This is a genomic window from Streptococcus sp. HMSC034B03 (genome assembly GCF_001838575.1).
Taxonomy (GTDB): domain Bacteria; phylum Bacillota; class Bacilli; order Lactobacillales; family Streptococcaceae; genus Streptococcus; species Streptococcus anginosus.
Genome location: NZ_KV837633.1, coordinates 174,584 through 185,746, shown reverse-complemented (window position 1 = coordinate 185,746; position 11,163 = coordinate 174,584). Strand labels below are relative to the sequence as shown.

Sequence of the window (11,163 nt, the reverse complement as noted above, 5' to 3'; positions counted from 1 at the left end):
AACACCTGAGACAATCACATCAAAGGTTCCTGTGTTAGGATTATTATTCGCAATTGTAATATTGCCTTTTGCTCTTGCTAAAGATACAATTACTTGCGTTCCTGCTACTCCAACGATTTTGCCATTGTCTTGGATATAATACAGATGAACATTATATAGACCTGTTGAATATTTGTGATCACTTACCTTGACAGTTGTCTTATACGTTCCATCAGCTTGTTTTTTAGCGGTATACCAGATAATATCATCTTGACCATCTACATTAGACCAGGTCGGTAATTTCACTTCACGAACACCGTAAGGGCTAGAAACACCTGAGACAATCACATCAAAGGTTCCTGCGTCTGGATTGTTATTTGTGATAGTCAAAGTACCTTTAGGATGCGCAATCGAAACTGTTGTCGTTGTCCCTGTTACTCCTACCAACTGATTATTTTCTTGGATATAATATACATGAATATTATACTCTCCAGTTGATTTTTTATGATCAGTCGCTTTAACTGTTACTTTGTAAGTTCCATTGGCTTGTTTCTTAGCAGTATACCAGATAATATCATCTTGACCACCGATGCTGGACCAAGTTGGAACTTTCACTTCACGAACGCCATAAGGACTAGAAACATTGGAAATAAGGACATCAAAAGTTCCTGTGTCAGGATTATTATTAGCAATAGTCACTTTTCCTTGAGGTCGTCCAAATGAAAGCTCGGTAGTTGTTCCACCTACGCCAACCAATTTCCCATTATTTTGAATGTAATAAAGGTGAATGTGATAGAGTCCTGTAGAAAATTTGTGATCTACTGCCCTTACTGTTACTTTATAGGTTCCATCAGCCTGTTTAGCAGCTGTATACCAAATAATGTCATCTTGACCATTGACATTAGACCAGGTCGGTACTTTCACTTCACGAACGCCATAAGGAGCAGAAACGTCCGACACAATCACATCAAAGGTTCCTGTGTTAGGATTCTTGTTTTGAACTGTGATTTTTCCTTTTATTGGCTGATTTGCAGCACGATTGCTTGGAGTTGCCTTATTCGTAAAACGTCCAGTATAATCCACACTTTGGTCAAAAACATGACGACCAAGTAGTAGTTCAGCTTGCGAAGTAAACTGCCAAGCACCTGCTTCACTATTATATTTCAGTGTTTTCGCATCATCTGCACTTAATTTTGAAGTTGGATATTGCGCTACCCAGAAATTCTCCAAGCCAAATTGCTCTGTTTGGATTGGTCCTTTCGTTCTGAGATTATTTCGATCAAGCCAACTTGCACTTGTATAGTACATCAAATTTGAAAAGCCCATACGCCGCATTTCATCTGCCCAAGCTTGAGTAGTTGCATTGATATTCGGACGCATATCAGAATCTTCAATATCATTTACCATAACAGTTGAGGAAGGAAGGTTCAATCGCCTTGCTTCCTCTGCAAAATAGCGCGCTTCTGCTCTTGCTTCTGCTTCATTAGTATAATGAGAAAAAGCATAAGCCGACACTTGCATACCTGCCGCTTGTGCATTCTGTGTTTGAGAAACCGCATAAGGATTTTTATAACTCGTTCCTTCTGTTAATTTGACAACAACCCCATTTACCCCTTTTTCAGCTAAATGTTGATAATCCTCTTTGCTGATATGTCCATTATGACTACTGACATCCACAAAAGTTGATTTTTTCACTTGTGCATCAGGATTACTTCTAGCTGTTGCTTGATTATTCTGTGCAGCAAAAAAAGTTGACTTGTTGTCTTTTTTAGTCTCAGTTGTAGTTGTCGAATTTTCTTTTACAACATTTTGTTCTTCTGAAACTTTAGCTTCAGTTGAAGCGGTTGATGAAGCAGTTGCTTCGTTTTTAGATGAAGAAGATGAAGTTGTTTGATTTATTGGAGCAGTTTGAATTACTTCTTTTGTTTGGAGTTCAACTGAAGAATGAGTTTCTTGTTTATTGACTTCTACTGTCGGCTCTAGCGTAGAAGTTTTTACAGGTTCATCAGCAAAAATTTGCTGTGAACTAGCTGCAATTAAAATAGCTGTGCTTGCTAAATAAAATAAACTTTTCTTTTTCATTTTATTTCTCCATTTTAAAATAAGCCTGCCATAAAATATGGCAAGCTAACTATTTCTTTTAAGAAATTATTTTACAAAGTCCAACAATGCAAGGAAACTTTCTGCTTCAAGTGATGCTCCACCAACAAGGGCACCGTCAACATCTGGACATGCCATGTATTCAGCTACATTGTTCGGTTTTACTGAGCCGCCGTATTGTACACGTACTTTGTCAGCCACTTCTTGACCAAAGTCAGCTGCTACAACATCACGAACTGCTTTACACATTTTTTGAGCATCGTCTTGAGTAGCCGATTTACCAGTACCAATAGCCCAGATTGGTTCATATGCGATAACAAGTGAAGAAACTTGTTCTTCTGTCAATCCTTTAAGGGCTGCAGATACTTGAGCACCTACAAATTCCACTGCTTTACCAGCTTCGTAAGTTTCAAGAGATTCACCACAGCAGATGATTGGAAGAAGACCGTTGCGGAAGATAGCATGAGCTTTCTTGTTGATATCTTCGTCTGTTTCATGGAAATAGTCACGACGTTCAGAGTGACCAATTACAACATAATCAAGACCCATTTCAGAAAGAACTTTGGGACTATTTTCACCAGTAAATGCACCAGCGTCTTCAAAATAAGTATTTTGTGCAGCAACTTTAAGATTTGAACCTTTTGCTGCAGCAAGAACTGTCGTCAAATCAAGCGCAGGAGCTGCGATACCTGCTTCAACAAGATTAGATGAAGGAAGTTTACTTGCAACTGCTTCTACAAAAGCTTTAGCTTCTTCTGGATTTTTGTTCATTTTCCAGTTACCAGCAATAAATGGTTTACGTGACATTTCACATACCTCTTCTTTTTTTATTTACATCTATTATTTTACCATAATTTAATAGAGAAATAAAGACTGAGTCGAATGAAATCATAAAAAAGAAAGCCCCGCAACAGCGGAGCTCATTTGTCTGACTTTAATTGTTCATCTGGGAACTTAATTGAATTAAGCTTCGATTTCTGTAACCATACCTGAACCTACAGTACGTCCACCTTCACGGATAGAGAATGTAGTTCCTTGTTCTACGGCAATTGGGTGGATCAATTCAACGTCGATTGTTACGTTATCACCAGGCATTACCATTTCAGTACCTGCAGGAAGTTCGATTGAACCTGTAACGTCTGTAGTACGGAAGTAGAATTGAGGACGGTAGTTGTTGAAGAATGGAGTATGACGTCCACCTTCTTCTTTAGTAAGGATGTAAACTTCACCTTTGAATTTAGTGTGTGGATGAATTGAACCTGGTTTAGCAAGAACTTGTCCACGTTCGATTTCGTCACGTTGGATACCACGAAGAAGAACCCCTACGTTATCTCCAGCAAGACCTTCGTCCAATTGTTTACGGAACATTTCAACACCAGTAACAACTGCTTTTTGGATTTCGTCACGGATACCAACGATTTCAACTTCGTCGTTGACTTTAACAGTACCACGGTCGATACGTCCTGAAGCAACAGTACCACGTCCAGTAATTGAGAATACATCTTCGACTGGAAGAAGCAATGGTTTGTCAGTGTCACGTTCTGGTTCTGGAATGTATTCATCAACAGTATCCATCAATTCCATGATGATGTCTTCATATTTTTCATCACCTTCAAGAGCTTTAAGAGCTGAACCTTGGATAACTGGGATTTCATCACCTGGGAAATCGTATTCTGAAAGAAGGTCACGGATTTCCATTTCAACCAACTCAAGCAATTCTTCATCGTCAACCAAGTCAACTTTATTCATGAAGACGATAAGGTATTTAACACCTACTTGGCGTGAAAGAAGAATGTGTTCACGAGTTTGAGGCATTGGTCCGTCAGTTGAAGCTACTACAAGGATAGCTCCATCCATTTGAGCAGCACCAGTGATCATGTTTTTAACGTAGTCTGCGTGTCCTGGAGCGTCGATGTGAGCATAGTGACGTTTAGCAGTTTCGTATTCAACGTGTGCAGTGTTGATAGTGATTCCGCGTTCGCGTTCTTCTGGAGCAGCATCAATAGATGAGTAATCTTTTGGTTGGTTAACTGAACTTGGAAGACGACGTGCAAGTACAGTCGTGATAGCTGCAGTTAGGGTAGTTTTACCATGGTCAACGTGTCCAATTGTACCGATGTTAACGTGTGGTTTACTACGATCGTATTTTTCTTTTGCCATTTGAGTAAAAGCCTCCAATAAAATATATTTTATAGATAGACAGTAGGCAATACAGTCTAACTTTCCTTACTATTTTATCAAATTTTCTTCAAATTGCAAGCATTTTACGCCTTTTTTATCAATTTATTCTTTGTCCAACTTGTAGTATGGTTGATTTGGTATAGAAGCTCCAATGCTTGATGCATAAATCCACTCCTTACCTTCCAGCTGTGCAAAATTTTCAGCTTTTCCTGTTAGGATAACGCCTGAGAATTCTAATTTTTCTAGGTCTTCTTTCTTAGACAAGTCTAGCTTACCAAATTTTTTCAAGTAGGTTTTAATGTCATCTGACGGAGTTGCATTATTGTAGCTACTTTTTCCAAATCCACTTTTAATATATTTCTTCAGATTAGCCAAGAATCCATCTACATCCTTCATTTCGGAAAGTCTGTCATTCAGTTTCTCTCCTTCTTTGAGATTTTTAATAGCTTCTTCTGCTTCCTTCTTGTGAACATATTCTTTTTGCGTTAGATAATCTGGACTTGTGCCATATAGATTGCTCGGTTGCCACCAACTTGGATCGCTTGTTGAATTTGTACCAATCCAATACCAATTGGTCTTTAGATTCTTAGGTATTATAGCCCGAATTTCTTTTAAACTATATGGTTTATCAAAGGTCAGAGCCACTTCTACCAGTTGATTTTTCATTTCTTTGATATAAGGAAGTTCTTGGGTTGGTTCATGGACAGGTTCTCCTTTCTCTTCTTTAGCTTTTTTATTGTAGAATTGTGGCACTTTTTGATTGTTTTCTATTTGAATAGTTGATCCAGATTCCGTATATCTGCCAGAATTTGCATGAAAAAGAGTTCCTCGATTGATATTAAAAATTCCAAAATCTGTCTTGTATTCACCATAGTCTAGCGGAATCCCATAAATATCTTTAGCTTGTCTACCTTTAATACCACCGTGGAACATATCCCCACCATTAGCAGACCAGGTATACGTTTCAATATTAGGAAAGGCGACGCTTTCAACTAGCTGTACCTCATTGACCACCTTCCAAGCTTGATCACTAATGAGTTTTCCTGTAATCATACGAGCAACAATATATATTCCAAAAAATACTACCACTACTGTTGTTGACCAGAGAATGATTCGCTTTCTATTTCTCTTTTTGTTTTTCTTTGCAACGATTTCAAAAGTTTCCATGATGATATCCTTTCTTTTCCAAAACCTGTCGAAGTTTATTTCGACTGCGCATGAGCTGAACCTTGACCTTGCTTTTAGAATAATGAAGCACTTCTGCTATTTCGCCTGTTGAGAATCCTTGAAAGTAATAAAGATCCAACATGATTTTATCCTGTGTTGGTAACTTTTCTACCTCCTCCATGAGAAAGTCATAATCTGCTCCTTCAACAATCAATTGATTTTCCTTTGTAAAAAAATCTCGTCGCAGGATTTCCATATAATGCTTATCGCGCCGGTATTTGTCAATATAGCGGCGAATGGACACACGATACATCCAAGCTCGCATTTTTTGAGCAGGGATGACAAAATCAGACTCTAGCATTTTGATAAAAACATCCTGAACAACATCTTCTGCTTGCTCTTTTGGAACGCCTGAGCCTTGCAGATAATAGACGATTTCTTTTGCAAAGGTAATCAAGACTTTTTCATAATCATCTAGTTTGATATCCTCATCCCCCTTCCTTCACTAGTATAACGAATTGGAAGCGTTTTGGGTTACAAAGATATAAAAAAATCGGAAATAATCCGATTTTTCATTCTTCATCAGCCTGAGTTTCTCAGTCCTGTCGCAATTCCGTTGATTGTGATGTGAATCAATCGTTCTTCATCCGAGGATAATTCTCCACGGCGTTGACGCTTGATGAGTTCTAGCTGAATATAATTCAAAATGTTAAAGTAACGCATGCGGTAGTCCAAACTGTCTCGCAAGTATGGATTTTCCTCTAACAGGTCATCATAATCTTCAATAGCAAGAATAACATTCTTGGTTAATTGCCACTCATCCAAAATTGTATAATAAATTTCTTGTACTTCTTTATCTTCACACAATTGAGCATATTCAAAGGCGATATTCATATTCGACTTTGATAACACCATGTCTACATTGGACAAAAGCGATTGGAAGAAAGGCCAATTTTTATACATCTTTCTCAAGAAAGCAAGATTTTCTTCTGGATTTTCATCAATAAATTCTTTAAAGCTGGATCCAACACCATACCAACCAGGGAACATCACCCGACTTTGCGACCATGAAAATACCCACGGAATGGCACGCAAGCCACCGATTTCAGTAATTGTTTTACGCGCAGCCGGTCGCGAACCAATATTAAAGCTGGAAATAGCTTTGATCGGACTTGATTCAAAGAAATAATCATAAAAATGCTCATTGCCAAAAACCAAATCACGATAAATTTGGTAGCTTCGTTCCACTACCTGATCCATAATGCGCTCGTAGCGGTTAGATGTGCTGGTATCGCTCTTTTTCTTGGTAATCATACGATTAATCGTTGCCGACACCAGCATTTCTAAATTGTAATAAGCAGCGTCTTTATTTCCGTATTTATTGCCAATGACTTCTCCTTGCTCTGTCAGGCGAATTCGGTCATTGATACTGCGGAGAGGCTGAGAGGTAATAGCTTCATAAGTAGGGCCGCCACCACGACCAACCGTTCCACCACGACCGTGGAAAAAGGTGATTTTTACACCAAATTCATCTCCAATAGCTGTCAGTTGCTGTTGCGCTTTATAGAGAGTCCAGCAGGATGATAAGTAACCACCGTCTTTATTGCTGTCTGAATAGCCCAGCATGATTTCTTGATAGTTGTTATTAGAGGCAATCCATTTCTGAGCGATTGGAAGAGATAAGTATTTCTTCATCGTGCCATAGGAATTATCCAAGTCTTCAATGGTTTCAAAGAGCGGCACAATCTGTACACGCGCAAATTCTTTATCAATGAGACCAACTTCCTTGTGCATAACAGCCAATTCTAAAAGGTCAGACACGCTCGTTGCATGAGAAATAATTGTTTGCTTAATAACCGCATCTCCTAGTTTGTCTTTCAACTCACGCGCCGTTTGAAAAATCTCTAATTCTTTTTGCAAAAGGGCAGATTTTTTAGCATGTGTAGCAGAGAGAATCCGCGGATCATAGAGAAGTTCATTTAGCAGAACGTGACATTTTTCGTCTTCAGAAAGGTCGCTATAATGCTCCACAATTCCTGCGCTCGCTAATAACTCTGCAACGCAGGCTTCATGAACACTGGAATCTTGACGCATATCAATGGAAGCAAGGTAAAAACCGAATACTTCTACTGCTTGAAGCAACTCAGTAAACTCACCAGAAATCATTGCTTCGCCTTTATTTTCAAGAAGAGACTGCTTGATAGCTAGTAAATCATGTTTAAATTCTTCAATTTTGTGGTAATGTGGCTCGGTTTTTATCTGATCAATAAAGTAAGTCTTTGTATTTTTTAGTTTTGTTTGAATATAGTAGAAGGCTCGACGATACAATTCTTTTTCGCGGTAAATAGAATTATCTTCTGACAGATAAGCCATTTCCTGCACCGCTTCACTTACTTTTACGATACCTGTTGACAAAGAAAATTCACGGTACAAATTAGCAACTTTCGTATCGTAATAGTTCATAATCACTTCACATTGTGTCAAAGCGGATTTTTTCAATGTTTCAGCTGTAACATAAGGATTTCCATCTCGGTCACCACCAATCCACATTCCCATCGTAATAGGGGTAGGATTTTTCAGGTCAATCCCGTGCTGTTTGGCTAAGCGCTTGTATTCTTCTGTTAAATTAGTCACCGCCTGCAAGAAAGAGCTATTGTAGTATTCCATCACATTGGTGATTTCATTGGTCACTTTTAATTTCTTCTCACGAATCATATCTGTCCGCATGATAATTTCGATATATCGACGAAGATTATTGTGCCATTTTTGCTCATTGAGCAAGCCCATTCGCACATCGCGGTATTTACGCAACAAGACATGAATATGATTAGTCAAATCCAACATAGTCGTTCGTTGCACTTGAGTTGGGTGAGCTGTTAAAACAGGAACCACATTCAAATGCTCCAAAATTTCAGCAGCGTTTTCCTTTTCAGAAACCAAATCAATCGTTGTGGATAATTTCCCAAGATAATCTTGCCCCACATTATTTTGATAGTTAATCTCAAAAGCTAAATCAACGTCTTCTGAAATATTGATCAAAAGAGGCAAGATAGAAAAATAACGTGAAATATAGGACATTTCCTTGTTCGACAGATTCTGAACAATTTCATTTAATCCTTCGTAATTTCCAACTGCTGCCAATTCTTTTAAAGCGATGATTTTTTCAAAGGTTTCAGGACTTAACATATTTTTTGTAACTTCTTCTAATAAGTCCGTCAAAATCGTAACTTCTTCTTGGATAACTTCTTTATTGTTGTAATTTTCTAATTTTTGAAGTGACATAATCTACACCTTTCAATAAGCTTTTGCTCAATCTAACGTTAGCGAATAATTCTTAAACCGTGATTGGTTTCTTCGATTTCTCTATACAAACTTTCTCGTTTTTCATTGGCATCAATGTTTAAAACAAAAGCAATCGCTACGGATAATACTAACAAACTATTTCCACCTTGTGATAAGAATGGGAAGGTGACACCCGTCGAAGGAATCAAACCGGAAATTCCTCCAATATTGACAAACGTTTGTGTCAGTAACATTCCACCAACACCAAGAGCCATCATAGAATTAAATGGATCTTTCGCTCGAATTCCCACAAGGATAATCCGCAAAATAAGGAAAAACAAGAGGGCTAAAATCAAGCTGGCACCGATAAATCCAAATTCTTCAATAACAATGGAAAAGACAAAGTCTGTCTGTGCTTCTGGTAAATAACCACGTTTTTCGATAGAATTTCCTAATCCTAAGCCAAACCAACCGCCATTGCTCATGGCATAATAGGAATTAGCTAGCTGGTGACCTGCGCCTGATAAATCTTTAAAAGGATTAAAAAAGGCACTAAATCGTTTTGCTACATAGCCAAACACAGGAACCTTAGCAACTTTTTCCACACCAATGAGCCAAATACTGGTTAAAACAACTGTGGAAAGAGTGACCAATATCCCAAGAAGAGTTGAAAACCAGCGATAACCGATCCCACTAACCGTTACCATGATTAAGGTCGTCAGCAAAAGAATGGTCGCATTCCCCAAGTCAGGCAGCGCTGCTACGATTCCAATTAACACAACGACTAGGATTCGCCAGTCGTTCAGTGCGCGTGGAATCAGTTGATTTCGTGTTAAAGCCTGATAGTCATACGTTGCGATTTCATCTTGCTGATGAGAAAACCGCTGTGCTAAAAACCAAATCAGAATAATTTTTAAATACTCAGCCGGCTGGAGACTAATCGGACCAAATCGTAACCAACCATGTGCACCATTGATTCGGGCACCAAGGAAGCGAGATAAAATTAAAAGCAAGATTTCCACAAAAATAACAATGACAATCAGTCGATTGTCTTTTAAGAAATCTAACTTTATTTTGTAAATTAAAGCAATGGCAAGTAAGCTGATTACCCAGAAAATTCCTTGATTTAAAACAGATCTGAGCGAATTTGCTCCTACCTGTACTAAAGTGGCACTTGACGTTGAATAAACAACTATCAATCCCAAAATAGATAAAATCAAATAAGGAATCAAAATGGAATAATTCAGCAGGTGGCGTTTATCAATTTTCATAGTTCACCTAATATTATTAAATTTTCACCGAACATTATACCACTTTTCAGGGTAAAAAAAAAGTATTTGACGAACGGTATTTTTTAAATCCTTGCAGTATCTAGGCTAAACTTTAACTAAAAAAAGAACAATAAGCTGAGTTTATGAATAGGATTTATAAGCATTCTTCACCATTATGTCCAATAAACCGCTTTCTTTAATATTTCAATTTGATGACAAATACTTATTTTCTACTAGTTTATTTTGCTTTTTATCTGACTTTACGTTAAAATGAAATTATATGAGAAAGAGGATTAAACCGCTTGTTGTCTTTGTTTTCTTTGTTAGCTTCATTGCGATTATTTTAGGAGCGAAGCATTATTCAGAAAACAAGGAAACTAAACAGCAAAAGGACGCTATTACACAAACATCAGCTGCTTCTCAGTCAACTGATACTTCAGATTCCGATGAAGCAGACAAAGCCTATAAACCAATCATTGACTTGTCCGGCTGGCAATTGCCAAGTGATATTAACTATGACGTACTAGCAAAAAATGTTTCTGGCGCCATTATACGCGTGCATAGCGGAGCACAAGCAAAAAAAGAAAATGCAGCTACACACTTAAACGGAATTGATAAATCCTATCAACGCCACATAGAAGAATTTCAAAAACGAAATATTCCTGTCGCTGTCTATGCTTATGTGGCTGGTAGCAACAAGAAAGAAATGCAAAAAGCTGCCGAAAGTTTTTATAAAGCCGCTTCAAAATACAAACCTACCTACTACTGGCTAGATGTTGAAGAAAAAACTATGGATGACATGAATGCTGGTGTCGAAGCTTTTCGCGCTAAGTTAGCATCATTGGGTGCTAAGAACATCGGGATTTATGTCGGAACCTATTTCCTTGAAGAACACAGTATCTCAACTAAGAAATTCACAGCTATTTGGATTCCAACTTACGGCTATAATGACGGTTATTACAACACTGCCCCTAAGACAGACTTAAAATACGATTTACATCAATACACATCACAAGGCTCAATTGGTGGTTTTGCACATGATGTCGATCTTAATCAGCTATCTCCTTTAAAAAATCAGACAAAAACATTTAAAAAATTATTTGGTAATGGAAAATAATAACTCTGTAATAGTTTGAATCGAAAACTTTGCAGAGTTTTTCTTTTCTTCTCGTCCAGTTATCAC

8 protein-coding genes are annotated in these 11,163 nt (G+C 37.9%); 1 reads left to right on the top strand and 7 read right to left on the bottom strand.

All coding sequences use genetic code 11. The annotated features are described in order from the left end of the window. From HMPREF2634_RS10250 to ftsW, 7 genes are all read right to left on the bottom strand, one after another. A partial coding sequence (locus HMPREF2634_RS10250) for a GBS Bsp-like repeat-containing protein (protein WP_257362201.1) occupies positions 1 to 2,061 on the bottom strand: 2,061 nt, incomplete at its 3' end. 66 nt (positions 2,062 to 2,127) lie between these two features. Then, positions 2,128 to 2,886: a triose-phosphate isomerase gene (gene tpiA, locus HMPREF2634_RS07340; protein ID WP_070836433.1), complete on the bottom strand. Its 759-nt coding sequence runs from the start codon at positions 2,884 to 2,886 to the stop codon at positions 2,128 to 2,130. Between the two features lie 156 nt (positions 2,887 to 3,042). Next, positions 3,043 to 4,239, bottom strand: a complete 1,197-nt coding sequence (gene tuf / locus HMPREF2634_RS07335; protein WP_003023932.1) for an elongation factor Tu — start codon at positions 4,237 to 4,239, stop codon at positions 3,043 to 3,045. Between the two features lie 123 nt (positions 4,240 to 4,362). Then, a complete protein-coding gene (locus tag HMPREF2634_RS07330) occupies positions 4,363 to 5,427 on the bottom strand; it encodes an anti sigma factor C-terminal domain-containing protein (protein ID WP_021001871.1) in 1,065 nt (354 codons plus the stop codon). Then, positions 5,414 to 5,884, bottom strand: coding sequence for an RNA polymerase sigma factor (locus HMPREF2634_RS07325; protein WP_003023930.1), 471 nt, complete (start codon positions 5,882 to 5,884; stop codon positions 5,414 to 5,416). Before HMPREF2634_RS07325 ends, HMPREF2634_RS07330 begins: the two co-directional genes overlap by 14 nt. 125 nt (positions 5,885 to 6,009) lie before the next feature. Next, entirely contained in the window at positions 6,010 to 8,709 is a 2,700-nt protein-coding gene (gene ppc, locus HMPREF2634_RS07320) for a phosphoenolpyruvate carboxylase (RefSeq protein WP_021001872.1), read from the bottom strand. A gap of 38 nt (positions 8,710 to 8,747) precedes the next feature. Further along, a complete protein-coding gene (ftsW, locus tag HMPREF2634_RS07315; protein WP_003023926.1) occupies positions 8,748 to 9,980 on the bottom strand; it encodes a cell division peptidoglycan polymerase FtsW in 1,233 nt (410 codons plus the stop codon). 280 nt (positions 9,981 to 10,260) lie between these two features. On the opposite strand from ftsW, the gene HMPREF2634_RS07310 reads away from it, so the two are divergent. Beyond that, complete coding sequence (locus tag HMPREF2634_RS07310; RefSeq protein WP_021001873.1) at positions 10,261 to 11,097, top strand: glycoside hydrolase family 25 protein; 837 nt, start codon at positions 10,261 to 10,263, stop codon at positions 11,095 to 11,097. Positions 11,098 to 11,163: the final 66 nt, after the last annotated feature.

Coding starts and splice junctions, on each gene's coding strand:
- HMPREF2634_RS07310 (WP_021001873.1), top strand. CDS start 10,261: ATGAGAAAGAGGATTAAACCGCTTGTTGTCTTTGTTTTCTTTGTTAGC.
- ppc (WP_021001872.1), bottom strand. CDS start 8,709: ATGTCACTTCAAAAATTAGAAAATTACAACAATAAAGAAGTTATCCAA.
- tuf (WP_003023932.1), bottom strand. CDS start 4,239: ATGGCAAAAGAAAAATACGATCGTAGTAAACCACACGTTAACATCGGT.
- ftsW (WP_003023926.1), bottom strand. CDS start 9,980: ATGAAAATTGATAAACGCCACCTGCTGAATTATTCCATTTTGATTCCT.
- tpiA (WP_070836433.1), bottom strand. CDS start 2,886: ATGTCACGTAAACCATTTATTGCTGGTAACTGGAAAATGAACAAAAAT.
- HMPREF2634_RS07330 (WP_021001871.1), bottom strand. CDS start 5,427: ATGGAAACTTTTGAAATCGTTGCAAAGAAAAACAAAAAGAGAAATAGA.